Origin of the sequence: Vibrio sp. DW001 (assembly GCF_029016285.1) — a bacterium.
In the GTDB taxonomy this organism is placed as follows: domain Bacteria; phylum Pseudomonadota; class Gammaproteobacteria; order Enterobacterales; family Vibrionaceae; genus Vibrio.
Map to the genome: position 1 here is coordinate 1,625,404 of NZ_CP091976.1, position 23,386 is coordinate 1,648,789.

The 23,386-nt window shown below is 40.0% G+C and carries 20 protein-coding genes; 12 read left to right on the forward strand and 8 right to left on the reverse strand.

The genetic code is table 11. The annotated features are described in order from the left end of the window. Positions 1-14 precede the first annotated feature (14 nt). Both L3V77_RS24715 and L3V77_RS24720 read left to right on the forward strand, forming a co-directional pair. Entirely contained in the window at positions 15-1,112 is a 1,098-nt protein-coding gene (locus L3V77_RS24715) for a substrate-binding domain-containing protein (protein ID WP_275137464.1), read from the forward strand. Next, positions 1,109-3,670: a LuxQ periplasmic sensor domain-containing protein gene (locus L3V77_RS24720; RefSeq protein WP_275137465.1), complete on the forward strand. Its 2,562-nt coding sequence runs from the start codon at positions 1,109-1,111 to the stop codon at positions 3,668-3,670. The genes L3V77_RS24715 and L3V77_RS24720 overlap by 4 nt, the downstream gene beginning before the upstream one ends. Positions 3,671-3,684: 14 nt before the next feature. Here L3V77_RS24720 and L3V77_RS24725 read toward each other — a convergent pair whose 3' ends face one another. The 4 genes from L3V77_RS24725 to yccS form a co-directional block, all read right to left on the reverse strand. Next, complete coding sequence (locus L3V77_RS24725) at positions 3,685-4,341, reverse strand: PilZ domain-containing protein (protein ID WP_275137466.1); 657 nt, start codon at positions 4,339-4,341, stop codon at positions 3,685-3,687. Between the two features lie 128 nt (positions 4,342-4,469). Continuing rightward, the gene (locus L3V77_RS24730) at positions 4,470-4,754 is read right to left on the reverse strand and encodes a hypothetical protein (protein WP_275137467.1); all 285 of its coding nucleotides are present in this window, start codon (positions 4,752-4,754) and stop codon (positions 4,470-4,472) included. Between the two features lie 127 nt (positions 4,755-4,881). After that, complete coding sequence (locus L3V77_RS24735; RefSeq protein ID WP_195705208.1) at positions 4,882-5,046, reverse strand: hypothetical protein; 165 nt, start codon at positions 5,044-5,046, stop codon at positions 4,882-4,884. A 243-nt stretch (positions 5,047-5,289) separates the two neighbouring features. Next, the gene (yccS, locus tag L3V77_RS24740; RefSeq protein WP_275137468.1) at positions 5,290-7,449 is read right to left on the reverse strand and encodes a YccS family putative transporter; all 2,160 of its coding nucleotides are present in this window, start codon (positions 7,447-7,449) and stop codon (positions 5,290-5,292) included. Between the two features lie 191 nt (positions 7,450-7,640). On the opposite strand from yccS, the gene helD reads away from it, so the two are divergent. Beyond that, positions 7,641-9,710, forward strand: coding sequence for a DNA helicase IV (gene helD / locus L3V77_RS24745; protein ID WP_275137469.1), 2,070 nt, complete (start codon positions 7,641-7,643; stop codon positions 9,708-9,710). Positions 9,711-9,723: 13 nt separating this feature from the next. Further along, the gene (locus L3V77_RS24750; protein WP_275137470.1) at positions 9,724-10,092 is read left to right on the forward strand and encodes a VOC family protein; all 369 of its coding nucleotides are present in this window, start codon (positions 9,724-9,726) and stop codon (positions 10,090-10,092) included. A gap of 51 nt (positions 10,093-10,143) precedes the next feature. On the opposite strand, the gene L3V77_RS24755 is transcribed toward L3V77_RS24750, so the two are convergent. Continuing rightward, positions 10,144-10,599 carry a methylglyoxal synthase gene (locus L3V77_RS24755; RefSeq protein ID WP_195705204.1) on the reverse strand — a complete coding sequence of 152 codons (456 nt, stop codon included), beginning with the start codon at positions 10,597-10,599 and terminating at the stop codon, positions 10,144-10,146. A 90-nt stretch (positions 10,600-10,689) separates the two neighbouring features. Continuing rightward, a complete protein-coding gene (gene torT / locus L3V77_RS24760; RefSeq protein ID WP_275137471.1) occupies positions 10,690-11,694 on the reverse strand; it encodes a TMAO reductase system periplasmic protein TorT in 1,005 nt (334 codons plus the stop codon). Positions 11,695-11,782: 88 nt separating this feature from the next. Here torT and torS point away from each other — a divergent pair, with 88 nt between their 5' ends. The 3 genes from torS to rlmF all read left to right on the forward strand — a co-directional run bounded on the left by torS (position 11,783) and on the right by rlmF (position 17,630). After that, a complete protein-coding gene (gene torS, locus L3V77_RS24765; RefSeq protein ID WP_275137472.1) occupies positions 11,783-14,674 on the forward strand; it encodes a TMAO reductase system sensor histidine kinase/response regulator TorS in 2,892 nt (963 codons plus the stop codon). Between the two features lie 147 nt (positions 14,675-14,821). Beyond that, a complete protein-coding gene (locus tag L3V77_RS24770; protein ID WP_275137473.1) occupies positions 14,822-16,471 on the forward strand; it encodes a SulP family inorganic anion transporter in 1,650 nt (549 codons plus the stop codon). A gap of 118 nt (positions 16,472-16,589) precedes the next feature. Then, complete coding sequence (rlmF, locus tag L3V77_RS24775) at positions 16,590-17,630, forward strand: 23S rRNA (adenine(1618)-N(6))-methyltransferase RlmF (protein WP_275137474.1); 1,041 nt, start codon at positions 16,590-16,592, stop codon at positions 17,628-17,630. Position 17,631: 1 nt separating this feature from the next. Here the strand turns inward: rlmF and arfB are convergent, their stop codons facing one another. Beyond that, positions 17,632-18,051 carry an alternative ribosome rescue aminoacyl-tRNA hydrolase ArfB gene (gene arfB, locus L3V77_RS24780; RefSeq protein WP_275137475.1) on the reverse strand — a complete coding sequence of 140 codons (420 nt, stop codon included), beginning with the start codon at positions 18,049-18,051 and terminating at the stop codon, positions 17,632-17,634. An 86-nt stretch (positions 18,052-18,137) separates the two neighbouring features. Here arfB and L3V77_RS24785 point away from each other — a divergent pair, with 86 nt between their 5' ends. After that, positions 18,138-18,740, forward strand: coding sequence for a beta-phosphoglucomutase family hydrolase (locus L3V77_RS24785; RefSeq protein WP_275137476.1), 603 nt, complete (start codon positions 18,138-18,140; stop codon positions 18,738-18,740). 236 nt (positions 18,741-18,976) lie between these two features. On the opposite strand, the gene L3V77_RS24790 is transcribed toward L3V77_RS24785, so the two are convergent. Continuing rightward, entirely contained in the window at positions 18,977-19,867 is an 891-nt protein-coding gene (locus L3V77_RS24790; RefSeq protein ID WP_275137477.1) for a LysR family transcriptional regulator, read from the reverse strand. A 151-nt stretch (positions 19,868-20,018) separates the two neighbouring features. Here L3V77_RS24790 and L3V77_RS24795 point away from each other — a divergent pair, with 151 nt between their 5' ends. The 4 genes from L3V77_RS24795 to L3V77_RS24810 all read left to right on the forward strand — a co-directional run bounded on the left by L3V77_RS24795 (position 20,019) and on the right by L3V77_RS24810 (position 23,300). Continuing rightward, positions 20,019-21,404: a reductive dehalogenase gene (locus L3V77_RS24795; protein WP_275137478.1), complete on the forward strand. Its 1,386-nt coding sequence runs from the start codon at positions 20,019-20,021 to the stop codon at positions 21,402-21,404. 15 nt (positions 21,405-21,419) lie between these two features. Then, positions 21,420-21,707, forward strand: a complete 288-nt coding sequence (locus L3V77_RS24800; RefSeq protein ID WP_275137479.1) for a tetrachloroethene dehalogenase — start codon at positions 21,420-21,422, stop codon at positions 21,705-21,707. Between the two features lie 77 nt (positions 21,708-21,784). After that, positions 21,785-22,570 (forward strand): tetratricopeptide repeat protein, encoded by a 786-nt coding sequence (locus L3V77_RS24805; RefSeq protein WP_275137480.1) that lies wholly within the window; start codon positions 21,785-21,787, stop codon positions 22,568-22,570. Beyond that, the gene (locus L3V77_RS24810; RefSeq protein ID WP_275137481.1) at positions 22,551-23,300 is read left to right on the forward strand and encodes a LuxR C-terminal-related transcriptional regulator; all 750 of its coding nucleotides are present in this window, start codon (positions 22,551-22,553) and stop codon (positions 23,298-23,300) included. Before L3V77_RS24805 ends, L3V77_RS24810 begins: the two co-directional genes overlap by 20 nt. The last annotated feature ends 86 nt before the right edge of the window (positions 23,301-23,386 follow it).

Sequence of the window (23,386 nt, forward strand, 5' to 3'; positions counted from 1 at the left end):
ATCTAGGGCGTTTAATGAAGGTCAATTTAGCTCGGTTGTCACTGGTGGCTTGTCTCTATTCATCCTACAGTTTGTCGGTTGAAGTGCTTAGCCCATATTGGAGCTATTCTGATTTTCTTAATTCCCATCCAGAACAACAAAAACTGACAAGCGAACTAGCCCTAACGATAGACAATATTCCTGTACTTTTGCAAGTTGTGCAGAAAGATCCTATTCATATCTCGGTGGTATACCCTGGGGAACAGGAATCGGACTATTGGCGTAGAAATATCCTCGCGTTTGAACAGCGGTTAATCGAACTTAATATCACATATTCTCTTGAACAAATATTCACTCGACCTAACGCAGACGTAAAGCAACGAAACTCATTTCTTAACAACGCCCTTAAGAAAAATACAGACTACCTGATCTTTACTTTAGAAACGGGTAGACATAAAAAATTTATTGAACACGTTTTGTATAACTCTGATACCAAACTCATCTTGCAAAATATTACCACGCCCGTGAAAACCTGGGATAAAAAGCAACCGTTTCTATATGTAGGTTTTGACCACCTTGTGGGCAGCTTAATGCTCGCCGATTATTTTAAAAAGGCATTACCCCAAGGAGCAGAGTATTCGATGCTGTATTACTCTCAAGGTTATATTAGTGACGCTAGAGGTGACACTTTTATTGATGCTATGGCAAATGATAGAAGATACAAACTCGCTTCTTCATATTATACAAAAGCAACGAAAGAAACGGGCTACATCGCCGCTAAATCGGCGCTAAGTCAGTCATCAGAAATAGATTTTCTTTATGCCTGCTCTACCGACGTAGCGTTAGGTGCCATCAACGCGATAAAAGAGTCAGGAAATACTCAAATTAAGATTAATGGCTGGGGTGGTGGGTCCGCTGAACTCGATGCTATCGCTAATGGTGATTTAGACGTCACTGTTATGCGAATGAACGATGATACAGGCGTTGCAATGGCTGAAGCCATAAAGTGGGATATAGAAGGTCGAGAGGTACCTATCGTGTATTCGGGGAGCTTCGAACTTATTACAAAAGAAGACAGTGCGGAAAAAATCGAACGTTTAAAAAAACGAGCTTTTAGGTATTCCGATAAATGATGCGTATTAAAAGAGAATCTAAACCACGGTCGATGGTTAATCTGACCGTTCGTCTCATTTTTGTTGTGTTTACATTGCTCATTGCTCTTCTTTTAGGTTTCAGTTACCAATTCAGCTCCACAGCAGTAACCCAAGAAATAGAACGTAATATCATTCAAACAGCGTCGTTGTTACAAAACCTAATCGATTATCGGTTGGGTACGATGCAATCCAATCAAAATAGCCAGACAAACAGCGTCACGTTGTCCAGTTTTGTTGAATCTGAAGAGATATCCAAGATTGACGACTACTTTCTCTCTATCGATCAAGCGAATTTAAAAAACTCACCAGATTTTCGATTTATTTCAAAATCGCAATCCCTTTTCTGGGATGACGGAAATTCGTCATTTTTTGGGATAGAGCAACGCCACTTAGATAGACTCGTACTCGATGTTGCTTATAGTGATAGTTGGCATTTCATCGCGCTATCAACTAATTCTGGAGAACGACATTTGTTAATAAGGCGGATGCCAGTCGTTGAAAGCAATCGAGGGGAGGTATTAGGCAAATTATTTATCGTTATGGTTCTTAACAATAACTTCGCACTGGTTGAAAACCTAAAAAACACCAGTAATACGACGGAGGTTGTTTTAATGGTGAATGGCAAACCGGTTGCTTCAACGGTTAAATTAGGTCGGGATCTTTTAATTCGGATCCAAGAATCTAAAAGGCCTTCCCCAGTTTATAATAGTACGTTAATGGCAAATAGTATTGACGTAAAAGTAGATGGTGTTGTTAGCCCAATTAGTGTCTATTCGTTGCAAGATAATCAGAATTTTTTATCATTAGAAGACAACTTCAAGATCAGCCTTATTTTCTCATTTCTCTCGATTGTTATATCGGCCTTTTTGGCAAGATTTCTCATTCATAAACGAATTACAAGTGAACTTACCTCTCTAATGACATACGCGAAAATTGCCCGAGATGAGCGGAAGGTGTCCAAATTTGAAGGCTCGATCGTGTCTGAATTTGACCACATTGGTCATACTTTAGAACATACTTTTTCGGAACTATTAGAAAAAGAAAAGTTATTTCAAGATCTGTTTAACTTCGCATTATCTCCGATAGTGGTTTGGAATGGCGATGGAAAAATTATTAGGATGAACCCAGCAGCAGAAAAGGCGTTTAGGCTGGATGATGTGCATAATGAAGGCGACTATCAAGCGTTCCAAATGAGAATTGTCGCTCATATAAAAATGGTTGCTACAGGGGCAGTCTTAACCGGTATAAAAATCCCGATTAGTAAAACAGTTTATCTTTGGAACCTATCACCGATTTCTTTAGACGATGAAATACACACTATTATCGGACAGGGATTGGATATTACTTCTCTCGTTGAAGCGGAAAGGCAAAGTAACCTGGCTCGCGTAGAAGCAGAAAAAACAGCAACAGCGAGAGCTGAATTTATGGCACGAATAAGTCATGAGATCAGAACGCCACTAAACGGCATATTAGGCATATCTCAGTTGCTGAAAAAGAGTACGCACAGGCAAGATCAAGCAGAGAAAATTGACGTGTTATGTCAGAGTGGAGAGCATCTCCTGGCGGTGCTAAATGACATATTAGACTTCTCAAGGATTGAACAAGGCAAACTTAATATAGAAAAAAACAGCTTCGTTTTAGCAAGCTTGGTTAACACGATAGAGAATATATATTCGCCGCTATGTGATGATAAGAATATCAGACTCAATGTGAGCAACCAAGTTCCACGTGAGACAATGATATTGTCAGACCAAGTTCGTCTTACTCAGATATTGTTTAATCTATTGAGTAACGCACTAAAATTTACCCATTCAGGGCAGATTGATGTCATATTTTCGATGTTATTAAATCAGCAAGGTAAAACACAATTAAGCATTGAGGTTAGTGATACAGGTATAGGCATTTCTGACCAAAATCTAGACACTATCTTTGACCCATTCACTCAATCAGAAAGAACGTCGATAAGAGAATATGGAGGCAGTGGTTTAGGTCTCTCTATAGTGAAACTGCTTGTTGATATGCTTGAAGGTGAAGTCAGTATTACGAGTAAAGAGCACATTGGGACAACGCTGCTATTGCGAATTCCTATTGAAGAACAAAATGAATGGCAAGGCTTGGATACAACATTTAGAAAGAATAGGCCTATCGAGCTATTTGACAGAAAATTATCCATGCTTTTGGTAGAAGACAATAAGACCAATGCCTTTATTGCGAAAGCGTTCTGCGAGAAATACGGGTTTGTTGTCGACTGGGCTGAAGATGGTGTTACCGCGTTAGCTCAACTAAAAAAGAAAACGTTTGATCTCATTATGATGGATAACCAAATGCCAAATATGGATGGGATTGAAACGACACAATTGATTCGAGATGAAATGGGTCTTTTGATTCCAATAATTGCATGTACAGCGGACGGTTTTGAAGAAACCAAGCAGGCGTTTTTGCAGGCTGGTGCTAATTATGTATTAGTAAAACCGATAAAAGAGGGCCCTTTACGTGAGGCGCTTTTACTATTCAAAGCAAATTTTGTTGATAAGTAGCAAAGTAAAAGATCTTAGTGATCAAACGACAATTCTAGAATTTCGTATTTAAGGTCGTTTTTAATATCGATAGTTTTCTCAAATCTAATTCCGATCAATAACCCGCCGGCATGGCGCCGAATATTAACGATATGGCATTGTGGGATGTCTTTAGGAAAATGGGTGAGTTTAGGGATGATGGTCACAATGGACTCTTTGGTGAGTTCCAACGTTTTATTTAAATAGATGCCACAACCAGACGCTGAAAGATCTCGTAGTGTGCCATTTACCTGAGTGTCATGGTGTGAAACTACAACCGGTATATTGAGTTTAAAGCGTTTGTCTTCTCGGATCGGTTTCGATTCAAAATTGTAGGGAATACGGATGAAAATTAGCCATGTAGGGCGAGATATGATGGTGATAATCTTAGTTTTAAATGCAATGATATGACCCAACTCAGTGTCCGTAATTCCCCTAACGACAACGGAGACATTACTTGTTTTACGGGTAATGAGGTCTTCCACCGCTTTTTGGCTCATATCGAGTAACATGAATTGATTGTCTTTAACACCAACTAAATTGCATTGAAGGTTGTACTCATCGTTAGGACCGAATTTGATAGTCACCGATAGGCGCATTCCAAACTCTACGTAGTGTTTGATTTCGTTCGTGCTATGGTTTTTCGTGCTCATGTGTCCCTTGAACTGTGTGTACTTCCTGCGTCCAATAGATTAGCGGTATTCGATGAAGTTTTGTAGGAAATTTTTCAAATAATGGAGGTTGAGTCAGTGTAGAAGGAAGATGAACAAGAGCTTGAGTGTTATACGTGAGTATCTAAAATTGTACCAATTATATCATTTGAACGTTGAATTAAGCTTGCACCAGCTTGATTATAGGTTTTAGCTTGTTGAAGTTTAACGAGAGAATCTTCGGTAGTTGGTGAGGTTCTTTCTTTAAAAACTTCCATCTTTTTATCATCGATTTTGTTAAATTCGAGGTCACCTAATATTGTAGAGTCAGCAATTTCGCTCGCCGCTTCGTCGGAAAGAACTTGGGAACGTTGAATTAGTTGGTAACCAGAGTTTATCGATGACACAGACATCATATTCTCCTTAGCTTGTACGTAAAGAATAATCCTGTTTGATGATAGTTACAAATTATTAGGCTTAAATAGGATAAAATAACGAAGGACCAATTATACCAATAAAGTAAAATTAGCGAAAAAAATAGATTTAGCGAAATAAGCTAGAGATAAGATCAAGCTCTTCAGCTGTGACCAGAGGTTCTTCTTTACGTTCTTCAAGTTTAGATTCTATATCATCTTGTAATTTTTTGAGTTGTTGGGGAGACAGCAACTCTACACGAGTCTGAAATTCCTCAAATTGTTTCTGGCCCATTCTATCTCTCCTATACACTTAATTTTAATGTATACCTGTAATGATTGTTGACTCATTCTGACGGTCCTTGTGTAGGGAATCCTTCATCTACCGTAGGTAATATAGTACGGAGTATGGTTATTAATGTGCGAGCAATGTCAGGAGTAATCAGGTGAATGTTAAAATCACCCTGTCACTTAGGCTATAATATAGACGATTTATGCGGTAGAAAATGAATATTGCTGATAATGTATACAATTTTCATTATTGTGTTTTACTTCGATTGGCAAAGTTGTTGGCCAAGGATTGCAGTTCTGGCAACATTCTATAAATCAAATGAAGCTGTTGTAAAACCATTCTTGCTGACCCTTCTTCGTCTTTTCGCCACTCCGAAAGTTTGCCTTCAATATCGCTATAGTTTTGCTGATTTATTTGCGATTCACAGTCGTTGCTCAATTGGGTATTTAGTGCATCTAACACGCCATGTATTTCTCGATGGGCTTCTAGAATTAATAGGTGTGTAGAGTTGTCAGAAATTCTCTGTCTATGGGCGCCAAGGGCTGATATATAGCTTAAAAGAGCGTGGTTTAAAGTCAAGAATCTGAAACTGTCATCAACGGATGACCGATATTTACCCGGTTCGACTAACATATTGGTGATGGCAGAACTAAGTAATGACGCTTGATTATGGGCGTGACGTCGTGCAATCCGATACGCTAAATCGTTATGTTTTCCAATTCTATATTGGCCGATAATCTGCGCAAGATAGAATTTGTTCGCTGAGATAGATTCAGCCATAACGCCATGTAATCTTTTAGATTGCCAATCAGGCAAAATATAAGTAACCGCACCTACTGCCAGTAAACAACCAACGATAGTATCTGTTAGCCTCGGCAATATCACGGCGTATCCCTCTCCTAATTGATCAAAGCAGAATAAGACTAAGATAGTTATAAAGGCAGTGGCATAGCTGTAATTATTGAGTCTAAACACAAAGAAGGCGACACCAGACAGAACGATGATAACCAATTGACTTAGTAACGAGGGGAACAGCGACAGCAGTACCACACCAATTAATAATCCCGCCAAGGTTCCGACTACCCGAGACGTTAATTTTTGTTTTGTCGCACTATAATTTGGCTGGCATACGAACAGTGTCGTAAGCAATATCCAATAGCCTCTTTCTATGTCGAACAATTGAATGATCCCGTAGCCTAAAGCTAAAGCAATAGACAAACGAATAGCGTGCCGAAAGAGCAGTGATGACGGGTTGAGATTAGATTTCACTCGCAACCACATCTCCCTAAAAGTATGGGCATCGGTGTCATCGAGAACATCGTCATTTTCTCGATTGATGGCGTCAGGGTTACTCACGTTTGATAACAGCTTTTCGATGGTAGAAAGGTTTCTAAAAAGGTAATTAAGTTGTTCTAGAAGTGGGTCGAGTTGTCTTTCTTGTTGTGATTCGAGATATTTAATTGAGCGCTGAATATCTTCTAGAGCGCGGTTTGAGTCCGCACTATGCTCATAATTAGTACCGGAGTTAATACAAGATGCAATTTCCGCACAAGAATTGGATTGTATATCGATCAGATATTTAAAGCGGAACATGATGTCAGAATGAATAAAACTCGCTGCTAAATCTTGGTATCGATAGTGACTAGAGCTTATTCTTTCATGGATATCTTGGGCTAGGAAATAGATCTTGAGAAAACGGTCGCTTGGGCCGTCTACAATACCGCGATTAGAACGGGAAAGAATGGTTTGTTTAAAATTGTTCAGTGCATCAACGGTATTTACATTCAGCCTTGCCTCTTGGATTCTAAATGGCTGTGGGATCAGATCGATATTCGGGTGGAATAGATGCTTTTTCGCATCAAAATAGTTTGAAAGTTGCGTGAATACGGCGGCTAAACTTTGTTGTACAGGTCGTAATGGTGCAATGCTATACCAAACGGTAGAGCTCAGGAAATACCATGTTGAGCCGGTGAGAAGTAATGAAGGTTGCTGCCAGATGTTAATGCTTTCGTGAGCCCCTAACATTGTGTAGATAGCGATGAGAAGCGAACCAAACGCTATTTTTGCGTATCTTGGTCCAATAGCGCCAATCATTATAAATCCAATAGAGGACGAGAAAAGACCAATAGCAAAAAATATGGGGTAGTTAAATAAGAATTCGATTGAAAATGTTGCGATAACGAAGCAGAGCAGGGTTAACGTTTGTGCCTTAATCCTCCCCTTAAAATTGTCGTCCGATTCAGCTAAAGCAGCCGCAATTACACCCAGAATCAATGGTGTTGCGAATTCCTGCATCTGAAAGTACCAACAAGGGATAGTCACCCCAAGTAAGGTGATGAGTATAAGGACGCTATGATTAATAGCGGGAATAACCCATAGTCGTTTAACATTGATTAAAAAAGGCACAAAAATAAGCTTCTTTATAGAGGACCATTCGGAAATAAGATTTTGCTTGAATAGCACAATAAATCAATGAAAAAATGAATAAATTTTTCTTGGTACAATATTCAATTTTTCATCTTGGTTAGCTATTCAGGAGAAAATAGTTGTATTATTTCAGCTTGAAAGTATTTGATTTATTTAAGAGTGTATAGGTTATGGAATTAAAGGCGACTGAGAATGCTCAGTTTTTTGTCCAAAAAGAATACAGCCATGTATTGATTGAAGATGATTACCTAATTATTTCATCCTGCAATGCAGAGGAAAGAATCCCATTTTCTGTATGGAGTGGCGATGTCACTTTGGAAAGGGGCCTTCTTTGGGGAACCCTAATTTTCCATGCACATTCTGTAGAAAACACGTCAACCGCTTGGCTTGTGCAAGGGTTACCTTGGGACGAATGTAAGACATTCGCTAAATACGCGGTACATACTTATAAGGAATGGCACTCTGAGCAGTGCAGGCATCTAAGAGATCATATTCCAAAATGGAAAGAGAGTTTAAATCTATTAAAGAAACAGCCTGCCTATTTACCTGATTCTGATGTATATGTTTGGCGAGAAAACGTATTTTCTCAGCTTAGAGAGATGAGAATATCAATCGATGAGGCAACACAAAGAATGCCAAATGCGATGAAAGATATTGTGTCTTGGCTGACGGATGTAGAACGCTTGGTTGACGATAGAAATGAACGTTGGCTTGAAACTGAAAGGTTAAACTGGGAGGTTTTATTTTCCCAGATTGAATCGTCACCTCTAAATGCGTCTCAGCAACATGCCGTTCTACTTAATAATGATAATAACCTTGTGCTTGCAGGGGCTGGGACAGGCAAAACAAGTATCTTAACTGCACGTATCGCCTATTTGTTGCAGAGTCACCTAGCGCAGCCCAATCAACTTCTTATGTTGGCCTTTGGCAAAGATGCGGTAAAAGAGATGGAAGCGCGCTTAAGAGATAAAATTGGATCCGGTGCGTCAGATGTAACTGTGGACACATTTCATCAACTTGGGCTTAGCATCATCACTAAAGTCGAGCAACGTTCTGTTGAACTGTCCCCATTTTCTACTGATCCAAAGCACAAGCTGAAATGGTGCAGCGATTGGCTAAAAAGCCATTGGCAAACTGACACAAATTTGAAACGTTGGCGGAAGCACCTTTCGGTTTGGCCGATAGCTTACCTAAAAGGTGATGATGAATTATCTGGCCAATCAGAAAATTTGAAACTCATTAACTGGCTAGTGAACCAGCTGGATCAGCTGTGCAGTACTCACCTATCTAAGAAGCAACTGCAGCAAAAGTTGATCGATCAACTTGACTATCCAAGGTTGAATAATGAGCTTTCTTTGGTTTGGCCGTGTTACCTTGCATGGCAACAGATGTTAAAAGAAAACGATCAAATAGATTTTTATACCATGATCACACGGGCGACAGAGTACGTAGTGAAAGGCAAGTTTTTGTCTCCTTGGCGTTACATTATGGTTGACGAGTATCAGGATATATCACCAGACCGCATCGCACTTATTGATGCACTCTGCACCAATAGAAAAGGAGAGATGCAATCAACGCTTTTTGCGGTGGGAGACGATTGGCAATCAATTTATCAGTTTGCAGGTGCTGATGTGGATCTTACTACAGGATTCGCCGAGCGTTTTTCAAGTTCGTCAGTCCACTATTTGGATACTACCTACAGATTTAATTCTATGATTGCAGAGGTCGCTAATCGATTTATTCAGGAAAACCCCAATCAACTAGATAAAGAACTAAATAGCCATGTTGTACAAAAACAGAAATCAGTCACTATTTGCTCAAATAGACGCATTGAATCGATCCTTGATCAACTTCATCGAAAAGTAACCCAAGAAAAAACCGTGTTATTGTTGGGACGAAACCACTATCACAAGCCAGAGTTATTCAATGAGTGGAAAAAGAATTTTTATAACTTAAAATTAGAGTTCATGACCTGTCATGGCAGTAAAGGTAAAGAAGCGGACTACGTATTTGTTCTTTCCGTTGATGAGGGACAGTTTCCAGCAACTCAGCGCCAAAGGCATTTGAATCTGGTTCTTTCTGAAGGGAGTGACGATTTTCCTGATGCGGAAGAGCGACGTTTATTCTACGTCGCGATGACACGAGCAAAAGAGAAACTTTGGATAACTCATGGTCCTCAAGCTTCTTCTTTTGTCAATGAACTGATTAGTGAGAACTACCCAGTTATCAAGAAAAATTAATAAGGAGAGTATCATGTCAAACCATGTTGAACTGAAACACAACAGCATCAACTATATTGAATATGCTGCAACAGATTTTGCTAAAACTAAAGCATTTTTTAGTCGTGTGTTTGATTGGACTTTTGAAGACTATGGTGAAGAGTATATGGCGTTCACAGGTGATGGCCTAATGGGCGGCTTCTATTATTCCCAAGGCGTATCGGTGCAAGAAAAAGGGGGCGCATTGCTTGTGTTTTATAGCGAAAATATTAATAAAAGCCTGTCCGACATTGAGGCTGCAGGTGGCGTAATCAATCGAGATATCTTTGAATTCCCTGGTGGGCGACGTTTTCATTTTATAGAACCTAGCGGCAATGAAATGGCGGTTTGGAGTCACAAATAGGTTGTCGTCGTATTGAGCAAATAAAAAAGGGAGCGATACGCTCCCTTTTTGCTAAGTTCTTTCGGCTAAATAAGCTTGGTAATCTGGTATTTCGATAACAACTTCTTGTTCGAGCAAGCTAGATTCAAATAAGAATTTTGCGGATGCTCTATTGGTTGCTACTGGGATATTCCATACGCTAGAAATCCTTAATAACGCCTTCACGTCTGGATCATGCGGAACGGAATTTAGTGGATCCCAAAAAAAGATAAGCATGTCGATTTTACCTTCAGAAATCAGAGCACCTATTTGCTGATCTCCGCCCATCGGACCAGAAATCATACTCTTAATCGCTAGACCGGTCTCTTTACTTAACATGCTGCCTGTTGTACCCGTAGCATATAGAAAATGGCTCTGAAGTTTGTCTTTGTTTTCTTCCACCCAACGCAATAGCTCAGGTTTGTAATGATCATGAGCAACAAGCGCGATGTGCTTGTGTGCTGGAATGGTTCTAGTTGTTGTTTTCATTTGCTATTCCATATTATTACAATCGATTAAATAAGTAATTTTGACAACATCAGTTGCTGTTAACTGCATTCGTTTTTTGTCGTTACAAGGTCAGTTATTTTTGCTGGAAACTGAAAATATGGGTCTAAATTCAGAAGGCGAAAGTGAATCTTGTATGACTGTTTTTTTTAATGAACTGGCCGTCAGTGGTTCAATTTGTGGCGTTTGATTTTGATTGTATGGTTCATCGTTTAGGTAGGCATGTGCTTGCCTAATCGATAATCGTCCCTGTAGCACCATTTTGTCCGTTGAAGAAAAAAGCACTTTGTTACGCAGCAGGGCTCTGTAGATACCATGGCTAAAATAGATTGAAACAAGCCCAACCTCATCTTCTTTCCCGGCGGCTCTTACCTCGCTTATCGCCGCTTCTATTGCGACTGCGCTGCCAACAATATAATCAACGTCTGTTTGCTCAAGAACCTGTTGTACAAGGTTTCGTTGTAGTTCTTTATCGTTATCTGCCCATAATGTATTGATAATAGAGACATCAGAACCTTTAATTGCGTCGTACATGCCACTATTACTAGGTTTAGTTCCGCCACTCATTTTTGGGCCAGGAAGCCAAGCAATGTTAACCTTTCCAGAACCCAATGGATGTTTTTTCGCGAGGTACTGACCAGAATTATATCCCATCCAATACCAGTCTACGCCGACAGAACCCTTAAATTGAGGTTTATCTTGTTCGCCTACAACGAGCTTATTGACCGTAGAAAATAGTGGGATATTGCCAATGAGCTGTGCTATTTGGTTCATGTACGCCTGTGGTGCGACGGTGCCTAATATTATTGCATCAGCGCCCCATTCACGGCAACGAATCAACTGCTGCCGTTGCTTATTAACGTTAGGGTATCCACCTGATTCAAAAACCTTTAAGTCTATGCCAAAACGTTCGCTTTCGTTTACCATTCCGTAGTTTACAGATAACCAATAGGAGTCTTTTAGGTGCGGATAAATAGCGCAAATTTTCTCTGTCGCTATAGCAAAACTTGACGTGGTTAGTAAGCCTATCAATAGGCCTATCAGTTTTATAGGTAATTTTCTCAAGCACGACTTCATAGATAGTGGGATAGGTTATTGATATTCACCTAACAAAATATATCCTATTGCGTATAAGTAAGGAAGTATTCATTTTAAGGCTCAAAATATGTTATTAGCGTCAGCCAGTATAGGTAGAAAATTGCTGCTGTCCTTTGCTTCAATGGCAAGTCTGTTAATTTTAGCGGTAGCAATTGGTGCTTCGGGTTTTTCCTTTGTAGCTGAAACGGAAAAGCAAGTAATTGACTCGTCGGTTCCTGCGATGATTCAGGCAAGAGAAGTGTCAGAACAAAGCTCCAAAATACTGTCGTCTTTAGGGGTGCTATCCAACGCTCAAACAGAAAGAGAAAGACAACAGGCTGGGGCACTATTGTTTTCTCAACTAGAAAAGTTATTGGACAAAATTAAGCTTCTTGGCGATAAACCATTTGATGTGGCGATATTAGAGCGACTAGAAAGCAAGGTGCAAAATGTTATAGATACAATAGTAGAACTGGGTGTCGTAGTAGAAGAAAAATTACTTTTAGATCACGTGATTATTTTACAAGTAGAAGAGATGCGTCAACTCGCGGTTGAATTAGAAACCTTAACCCGAACTCAGGTTTTGAATACCAGCACAATAGCTGTTGCTAATATAACCAATATATATAATCTTATCGAGAGACAAGACAATGAAACGGTCTACAGAGCGCTCGATAATCTGATCGAAGTCGATTTAGACTTATCTGAGCGGTTACATGAATTACACCTGCTGGCGTTTCAGATGCTGGCTCACATCGAAGAAGCAAGAGCCGTAACAGACTCCTCGCGCATACAAAAGCTTAGAGCTGAATTTGAACATAATATCGACATCATTAAACGTCGTATTTTGTCAGTGGAAGACCCTACCCGTTCTAGGCAGATGCAAGTGCTAGTCAGTAAGTTAGAGCAAAGAAAAGAGGTGTTTGATAATCTAGATTTGCGTTATGAAAACAGGCAAAATGCGGAAAATTTGATGGTTTTAAACCTAACGCAGTTATCAGAGTTGAATAAAACAGTGAGCTTGTTGGTAGATGAATCAAACAGCGACACAGCGTTGGCGATAAAAGAGTTAGGTGAAACGTTAACTTACGCAAAATGGTCGTTGATTGTACTTTCTTTGCTTGGATTAGTAGCGGTAAGTTTCATTCTCTGGAATGTCGTGTATCTCTCTGTTGTCAAAAGGTTGCATATCTACTCCGATGCGATTCGTTCAGTAGCAAATGGTGACTTAGCGTTCGATATTGATGTCAAAGGTAGCGATGAACTGGCGCAAATGGGTAAAGCTATCGTTATTGCTAGAGATACCGCTGAACAGCTTCAAATCGTTGCAGCCAGTGATGCTGTGACCAAAAATGAATTAGAAGAGCATAAAGCACATTTAGAGGAAACTATTACCGAACGAACGAAACAGCTTAGAATGGCAAACGAGAAACTCAACCAAGAAGTATTAAAACATAATCAAGCAAGGATCGAAGCGGAGCAAGCAAACCGAGCTAAAACTGCCTTTCTTTCTACCATGAGTCATGAGATCAGAACCCCAATGAATGGTGTGCTCGGTACTGCAACATTATTGGATGAGACACGTTTAAATATCAAACAAAAACAATATGTCGATGTAATTAATCGCAGTGGTAACACCCTGTTGGGCATTCTAAACGATGTGCTTGATTATTCTAAAATTGAAGCGGGTTTTTTGGAAATTCGCGAAGCACCTTTCAACCTTTCTGCTCTCGTGACCGACGTTTACCAACTTCAGAAGAGTAACGCGACAGAGAAGCAGCTCGGTTTTTCTATGAACGTCGACAAAGAAATCAGTGGTTATTGGTTAGGCGACGCGACACGAATTACTCAGGTACTGAATAATCTTGTAAGTAATGCCATAAAATTCACGTCAACAGGGGACGTGAGCGTTAACGTCTGTAAGGACTCGCGTCACTTTGGACATATTCTTTTTCGTGTTATCGATGCTGGGGTAGGTATATCGGAAGGCGATAAATCGAAACTGTTTGATGCATTTACTCAAGTTGGTAATGCTAAAGCAAAATTAGGTGGAACAGGACTGGGCTTAGCAATTAGTCAAAAAATAGTTACTGCGATGGGAGGTCTTCTAGAGGTGGGGTCAGAACTCAATCAAGGCAGTGTATTTAGCTTCTCTATCCCACTAGAAGTCTCATTAGAGACAATCAAACCGAAACCAGTAGTAAAAGAACAAACCAACCTTGTTGCGAAGATCTTATTAGTCGAAGACAACCCTGTTAATTGCCTCGTTGCAGAGGGCTTTCTCACCAATAAGGGCCACCAAGTGGTTATTGCAGAAAATGGAGCACAAGCAAGAGATCTGTTTAAGAAGCAGCAGTTTGATATTGGCTTGTTAGATATCAATTTACCCGATTGCAATGGTGTAGAGCTTATGGCTGATCTGCGATTGATAGAGGCCGAAACCCTTAACAACGCGGAGAAACGTATTCCAATGGTTGCCATTTCTGCCCATGTGTTTAGTGAAGAAGTGCAGGGCTATTTGAAAGCGGGGTTTGATGACTATTTGCCTAAGCCTTTGGATAAAAATAAATTACTTATTCTTGTGCAATCGATTCTAAAAGGGCGAATACTTCAACGACCACAACCTTCCTTTGAAGTAGAAAAGCATCAAAAGCTGGTGGATTTACATGTATTAGATGAAGATTGCAAAGTTTTGGGTGTAGAGAAAGTGCTTGAATTAATAAAGCTATTTGAGAACAGCAGTCTAGATATCGTCAAGCAATTAGATCAAGCCGTGATGGAACTAGATCCTGCTTTGGTGAAACAATTAGCGCACAAACTAAAGGGCTCTGCGGGTTCTATGGGAATGTATACACTTCATGCTACTTGTCTCGAGGTTGAATCCAATGACTATCCAATTGAAACGTATCAAAAACAAAGAGATTCGCTGATCTCAATAATAGAACGGTCAATTAGACTGGTAAAAAAAGCAAGGCAATGAGGTACCAATAAGCAACTTATTGCATTCATAAATACATATAATTAGTTGGTTATGATCAAGATTTTATAGATTACTTGCTGTTATAGTCACCGCTATTAGATCAAGCCCTCTTAAAGTAGAGGGAACTTGCAGTATTAAGGTTAAATAATGATAGCGTTAAAAGAAGCATATACAGCGGGACTGCTGAAACAAAAGTATTGGTTAAATAACGTGTTATCAGGTGTCATCGTTGGGGTTGTCGCGTTACCGTTGGCAATGGCATTTGCGATTGCTTCAGGTGCTAAGCCCGAGCAGGGAATTTACACGGCAATTGTTGCAGGATTCTGTGTATCAATATTTGGTGGCAGCAGGCTACAAATAGCAGGCCCTACTGGGGCTTTCATCGTAATATTGTCGGGCATTACTGGCGAACATGGCGTTATAGGGCTACAAATAGCGACATTCATGGCCGGTATCATACTATTTATATTTGGCTTAACGAAGATGGGTTCGATTATCAAGTTTATACCAGCCCCCGTCATTGTCGGATTTACTGCTGGTATTGGTGTCATCATATGGATAGGCCAGTGGCGTGACTTTTTTGGTCTACCAGTCGTTACCGGAGAACATTTTCATCAAAAATTTGCCCATTTGATCGAATTGTTACCCCAGTTTCATCCAAGTACTACAATGTTTGGCATTGTTTCTCTATTCATTCTTCTTATATGCCCGAAATTGCGATGGACTAAGAAAATACCAGGCCCTCTGATAGCGCTTGTATTGATGACGTCATTGCAGGCTATGTTTCAATTCGAAGGTATTAAAACGATAGGGAGTGCGTTTGGTGGCATTCCATTAGGCTTGCCTACATTCGAACCTCTATCCTTTGAGTGGAGTCAGGTAATAACACTTATTGGGCCAGCGTTTGCAATCGCTATGCTAGGCGCCATAGAGTCACTATTATCTGCTGTCGTCGCCGACGGTATGGTAGGGACTAAGCACAACTCCAATCAAGAACTCGTTGGTCAAGGCATCGCAAATATTGTTGCACCATTATTTGGTGGTTTCGCTGCGACGGGTGCGATTGCCCGTACAGCTACAAACATTCGTAATGGTGGTAATAGCCCGTTAGCGGGTATCGTTCATGCTATTACGTTGTGCGTTGTACTCCTTGTGTTGGCTCCCCTAGCTGACAATATACCGCTAGCTACTCTTGCTGCTATTCTCTTTGTTGTCGCGTGGAATATGAGCGAAGCCAAACACTTTGTCAAAATGATGCGAACCGCGCCTCACGCCGATGTTGCGGTCTTGATTATCACTTTTACGTTGACAATTTTTGCAGACTTGGTCGTTGCCGTTAATATTGGCGTGATTTTAGCAACATTACATTTTCTACATCGCATGGCTTCAAGTGTGGAAGTATCATTGCAGTCGTCAGACCAATTGAATGATGAACAAGTCTTGGCAGGGGAGTTGCCCCTGCCCAAAGATACGGTTGTCTATAACGTAGATGGTCCCTTTTTTTTCGGCGCAGTGGATAGTTTGGATAGAACACTAGCGGAAACGTTAACAACACCCGAATACCTTGTTATTCGTTTGAAGTGGGTTCCATTCATCGATATCACAGGTATTGAGGCTCTTGATAAAGTGATCAGAGAATTACAAAACCGTGGAATACGCGTGATGGTGTGTGGTGCGAACACCCGTGTAGAGAAAAAGCTCAAGAAAGCCGGTGTGTTGGACTTAGTCGGTGTGTATTACTATTTCGCAACCTTTGACAGTGCTGTAAATGCAATTCGGGAAAGACAAATTGATTAAATCCTCAAACGTACGATAAATAAGCCATTATAAATGTGTTGGATAAAGGCGATTATGTTGACAAAAGACAGCGTTGCTCATTATTCTCCACGTTGAATTTACACTTAGCAGTCTCAATATGAACAAAGCAAACAAATCGGTACAGATTAAAAAAGAGGTCGATGTAAACTCTAGTACTCTGATTAAAACCGTTAATGGACCGATAGGACTCCATTGCAGGAACAAGCATCAAGGGCGTTATGATTTTAAGAAACTTGTTGAATCTCTGCCACGGCTTAAAAAGGTTCTTACAAGGAATCCGAAAGGTGAAGACAGCATTGATTTTTCCGACCCAGAAGCAGTAAAGCTTCTCAATCGTGCACTTCTTTGTTGCTATTACAATATTGAGCAGTGGGATATCCCTAAAGGGTATCTTTGTCCGCCAATACCGGGCCGTGCAGATTATATCCATCGAGTTGCAACACTGTTATCAAGTGAAAGCAAAGGTTTAAAGCATCATCTCGTTAACGCGTTAGATATTGGCGTTGGGGCTAATTGTATCTACCCAATTATTGGTGTTAGTGAGTATGATTGGCATGTCGTAGCCTGTGATGTTGACCCGATTTCGATAGCGTCGGTCGAAAAAATCGTATCGAACAATTTAATTTTGAAAGATAAGGTCGATTGTAGGCTTCAGATTAACAGTCAGAATTTTTTTCAGAATATCATCCAACCGGGTGAATATTACGATATAACAACCTGTAATCCACCATTTCATAAATCATTATCGGAAGCGCAACAAGGCAGCGAACGCAAAATCAAAAACCTTGTATCAAATCGAATAAAACGAGGTCAATCTTTGCAACAACTGAATAAGGGGAGCCAACCTTTGCTCAACTTTGGTGGACAAAAAGCGGAGTTGTGGTGTCAGGGGGGTGAAGCAGAGTTTGTAAAAAACATGGTACTAGAGAGTAAACGTTTTGCTGACCAGGTGCTTTGGTTTTCTACACTCATCTCGAAGAAGGACAATGTAAGGTGGATGAAAAAGAATTTGGAAAAGGTAAATGCGTGTGAAGTTCAGATATTAGAAATGAGCCAAGGTCAAAAAGTGAGTCGTATTGTTGCGTGGACCTTTAAAAGCCCACAACAACGGCAACAGTGGCTTAAACTTAAAAACTAATTTAATCATGAGCATTTGGTTTTCCTCTAAGTGCTTTTGTTTTTCCTTTCAGTACTTTAGTGTCTACGCGTTTTCGTTTAGAAGAACGTGTAGGGCGTGTCACTCTGCGGGCTTTTTCAACGTAGGACACGGAAACAATTAATTCTTGAAGCCTTTTAAGTGCATCCTCTCTATTTTTTTCCTGTGTTCTAAACTGTTGAGCTTTGATGATTATCACGCCATCTTTGGTTATTCGGCTATCGTTCATGTTCAATAAACGCTGTTTATAGAAATCCGGTAGCGTAGAGTGTGTTACATCGAATCGCAGGTGTATAGCACTTGCAACTTTGTTAACATTTTGTCCTCCAGCCCCTTGCGATCGTATTGCGGTAAGTTGAATTTCCCAGTCGGAAATTTCAACACTGTTTGATATTTTTAACATTATTTGTCCGTAAAATTAGTAGATTATCTGTTGTTGTATATATGGTAGAGTTATGGTGTCTCGATTAATTTTACAGGAAAAATAGAATGAATATTGATCTTTCCAAATATGAAGGTGTGATATTTGATATGGATGGTACGCTTATAGATACCATGCCCGCACACCTTGATGCGTGGGAAACGACAGCAAAGCAGTTCAATTTTACGTATGACAGAGACTGGATCCACGGACTGGGTGGTAAACCGAGTCCAGTAATAGCAGAAGAAGTTAGCCTAAAATATGGTATAGAACTGGATTTTGCAGCGGTGTCTGACTTCAAAATGATCACTTTTTCGCAAATGGCAGAGCAAGGTGACGTTATAAAGCATACCTTTGATGTCCTCAAAAAGGCTTATGGCAACAAGAAACTTGGGCTTGGTACTGGTAGTCAAAGAGCAAATGCGATGAGGCTCTTGGAAGAAAGAGATCTGTTGCCATATTTTGATGCAATAGTGACTGCATCGGATGTGACGAATTTTAAACCATGCCCAGACACATTTATTAAGGCCGCAGAAAGTATGGGTGTTGCACCAACCTCATGCGTGGTGTTTGAAGATACGGCATTGGGTAAAAAAGCGGCACATTCAGGTGGAATGGATTGTATAATGGTTCTTCCTGATGGTTTCGAGTTTTGTCCAGTTGAACGATAAAATAAACGGTGCCGATAAGTTTGAATAGTGAACGTCATGTAGACTATATGAACGAATACATCGTTATGATATTTATTGATATAGGTTGATAAGAGTACTTCAAATTATTGACTATTTAAGCTTATGTTTATATTGTATATAGATGTGACAAGGTCAAGGTATTTATTGTATGTATCGTTAAACTTCAATGTTGATGTGTTTCTATAAATAACACACCAACATTGAAGCAATATTAACTATTTACATAGCGTGCATTGAAATGAATTATTTTCTTCAAAATAATCTAGTATCGGCGTTATTAACACCTCCTCTCCAGCACGCCATCGTGCAATAATTGGGGTGACAAAACCTTCTCGACCTAAATTTGATTCAAACTCAACGATATTTTTCCACTTTTCTGCACCTATATGCGTAGGTAAAAATGCCCACCCCATTTTTTCAGATAATGCACATTCCAATAACTCTAAATCATTAATAACTTTATTATTTGGGGTGAATATAAATTTCTGATCTTTCGTTTTATTTAGATAAGCTTGTGGCAATATTTGAGTATGGTGGACGAGCTCGCTTAACATTACATATTGTGAATCAAAAAAATCTTTGTGGGCATAAAATCGATAAGGCATAAACCCAAGAATGCGCCATTCGTTCGTGCTTAGTTTCTCTTCATTATCATCTGACGGCGCTATTATAAGATCGACAATGTTTTTTTCGAGAAGTTCTAGTGACACGTTAGAACCAATTTTTATAAACTCGATCTCCATTTTTTTTGAGTGTGCATATCGAATCAAATTTTTAATCATTTCTTTTGGTACAACGGCATCGTAAGCCATTCGCAATGTGACTTTTGAGGCATCTGGGCAGACTGTTTTTATTGTGTTTTGCCATGTAAAAATTTGTGCTGTCAATAGAATGGAAGGCTTGAGAATTCTATTCCCTAATGGAGTGAGTTCTATTTGCCTAGAACTTCTATTAAATAATTTGTGACCTAGTTCAAACTCAAAAGATTCAATATGTTCTGTAATTGTTGCACGGTTTTTATTTAAATGTTTCGCCGCCGTAGAGATATTTAGATCTTGGGCGACTTGTACAAAGGAAACGAGTTGATTGTAATTAAAGTCCTTCACCTAAATCGATCCTTATTGGAAAGAATTCTCATTCTAATTTTTTATGTCGGAAAAGCCCGCAGTTGCTGATTTCATTATCAAATAAACATAGGCTATAAATCTTTCGTATATTACATGCTTTTTAGACATCGTACATAAATGAGATTTTATTATGTCAAATGAAAACCAGAAAGAAAACGAAAATGAAGTTGAAGACAATTCACGTCGCAATTTTTTTAAATTGGGATTGGGAGCGGCTGCTATTGCGGGGGTAGGTGTTTCCTCTGCCCACGCGGCAAACAAAATAGAAGGTGTAAGTCATAGCGATTTCCCTGTTCCCATTGATCCTGATGTATTGAAACCCATGCCGCAAGAAAACTCGATTTGGACGTTTATTAAATCTCCTTTGTTGGCGGACAAATTTCCGGAAAGAAATCAGAATTTCGAAAATGGCTGGAATTTCCAACAGCATGGCTTTAATCCCTTCGTTGGGCTGGATAACTCAAAACCTGGAATGCGACAGCTAGATCTGGCCTTAATGATGTCAGGTTGGGCGATGGATGATGTATTGGCGCCGGGTTCATCTTCGTTGCAGATCAAATCTGGCGTTTACGGTTGGGAACAACATGGTCTCATGGATCAACAATGGCAGTTCGAAAGTGCCGAAGATGCAAGCCAGAGCATTAAGTCAGCAGCCAGACTATTAGGGGCAACACGGTGCGGAATTACTCGCAACCATAAGGTGTGGAATTGGGACCCGCTTTATGATTCGAAAGAAGGGCGAGAGGTTTCTTGGGATGAGTTTCCGTTTGTGGCAAAAACCGTAATAGTCGTTTTGATTGAGGAAGATTACCAAGCAATCGCTACAGCACCTTCTTACGTGTCCGGAGCCGCCGTTGGTATGGGATACTCTCAGATGGCGACAGTAGCCGGGAGTTTAGCGACATTTATTCGAGGGTTAGGTTATCAGGCTGTTGGCGCGGGTAACGATTTGGGAAATAGTGTTTCTTATGCCATAGAGGCGGGTTTAGGTGAAGGGGCTCGTAATGGTCACATGATGGCCCCACGATTTGGCCCTCGTGTTCGAATTGCGAAAGTCTATACCGATCTAGAATTACCTGACGAAGCATATGATAAACCTAAGTCTTTTGGGATTATGGAGTTCTGTGAGAAATGCAAGTTATGTGCAGAAAAGTGTCCCTCAAAAGCGATCAGTTTAGATGACAAACCGGGGTGGGGACCAACCTATGAAAATGGCGAAAACCCAGAGTACTCCTGGCACCATCAGAGAGGCGTTAAAAAATTCTATAATGACGCCAAAAAATGCTACAAATATTGGGTAGATAGTGGCACTGATTGTGCGATTTGTATGACGGCTTGCCCATGGAATAAACCAGATTTTTGGCACCATAGATTGATTGATGCTTCTAATGCTTATACGGGCGGACCCATTCATACCTTCATGAAAGTGATGGATGAGTTATTTGGATACGGAAATGTATTTGATGAACAGGCCGTTATTGATTTTTGGAAAACAGGCAAAGACATTGAAGTTTAATAGGAGCATAAAATTATGATGGCATTAATGTGGTATCTGCTGGGTATGTTCACCGTAACAGCATTTATCGGGTACAGGAAACTTGATCGTTTATATAAACTAAATTGGATAGCAAAGCTCGGCATCCTCGCTTCAGCCATCGGTATGTGGTTCTGTATTGCTTGGTCGTGGGCTTCTTTTGTAGAGAGAGAACCTCAGTCAGGTGCAATGGGTTTGGTTATGTTTGGTTTTATTTCCATAGTGATTTTTGCTGTTACTTGGAGAACCCAGATAGCACCAAATGAAAAAGCTTCTTATAAATAATTGTATAAACGTTAGACAAATAGGGATATTTCGATAGGCCAGGAAGGCCAAATATTACAGTAAAAAGGTTACCTAACATGACTCATGAAAAACCATGCGAAGAGCTTTCCGACGCCCAGAACTACTATCTACAGGCAGCGAATCTTCTCAAGGAAATGGAACACAATGATAATGCAGAATTGGCAATAAAATACTTAACTAAATCCGCTGATTTAGGGTTAGTTGAAGCGCAGTATCAAATGGGCGTGATGTACTCTCTAGGTGAACATGTTGCTCAAAGCCAATCTATCGCATTTGATTGGTTTAAGAAAGCCTCGGATTGCGACTTTATTCCCGCTCAATTTGCGATGGCGACGCTTTATTTTCAAAGTGATCAATTTGATAAGGCTTTTGACATTCTAAATCACCTCGCAGACAAAGAAATAACAGAGGCACAAACAAATCTAGCCGACCTTTATCTGCGAGGGAAAGGAGTCGATAAAGACGTTGTAAAAGCAATCTTACTTCTTAAGTGTGCCGCCAACAAAGGAGATAGATTCGCGCAATATCGTTTGGGGCAACTCTATTATCAAGGGCAAGATACGGCAACCGACTATGTAAGCGCTCGAAAATACATAGTATTAGCAATGGAGCAAAAGGTTCTACAAGCCCATTTTATAATGGGGTCTATGTTAGAACATGGTTTTGGAATAGACAAAGATGTTGTTCGAGCATATAGCTTATATTGTTATTGCCGACACTATGGAATGCCAAATCTAGATGATTTGATAGAGGACGTATTGGGTACTCTTGATGATATAAAAAAACAGCAAGCGAAACAAAAGGCTCAGGAGTACTGCGAGCATGAACCTTCCCCTATTTAATCATAGGCTAGACAATATTTCCGAACAACTCTTTGAACAGGAGACACTGGTCAACTTTGATATATGGGGAGGCTTAAAACGCAATGAACGAAGAGGGGATGGGTTGAAAGGGAAAGAGTACAAATACATGACTCTAATGCACTCGAGCAATAATACGTCTTCAAATCGTACTTGGTGCTCACCGCCCGGTTTCCTTAGCAAAAATGACCATAATGTCGAGCGAATATTAATGAGTGAGAATCCGATTATTTATAATGTGCCACTCAGGGATTCGGCACATGTAAGGTCGCTTGAGATATCACCTTACGGCTTGGAAACGAAAGAACAAAGTACATTTACTATATTGGTGCCCATTTGTGACAATATTGAACAGCGTTGGAAAGTCATCCTGTGTTTTAGAATTAAGAACGAGCAAAACCAAAACCCTCAACTGTTTTTGAAGTGTAATCAAGAACCACTCATTGGTATTGCAAGCAAGATATATAAATTATGGTTAACCTTTGAAGGGAAAGATTTTAATCTGTATAAAGTGAGAGGTTCATTCTGTGAAAACGCCATCCAAATAGCCAGTTTGATGGTGGAAGGTTTTTCTACAAAACAGATGTCAGAGGCTTTACATATCAGTGGCTCAGGCATTGAATACCATATTGAATCAATGAGACGAATATTAGGTGCGACGAATAGAGGGAGTTTAATCGCGGAGTTGTTTAGAAATGGCATCGTTTCATGAACAGACATCAAGCTGGCATACAGTTAAATTCTTAAGTCTGAAAATGATACGGTTGCCAGACGCTATATTCTATTGTGATGAGTTTC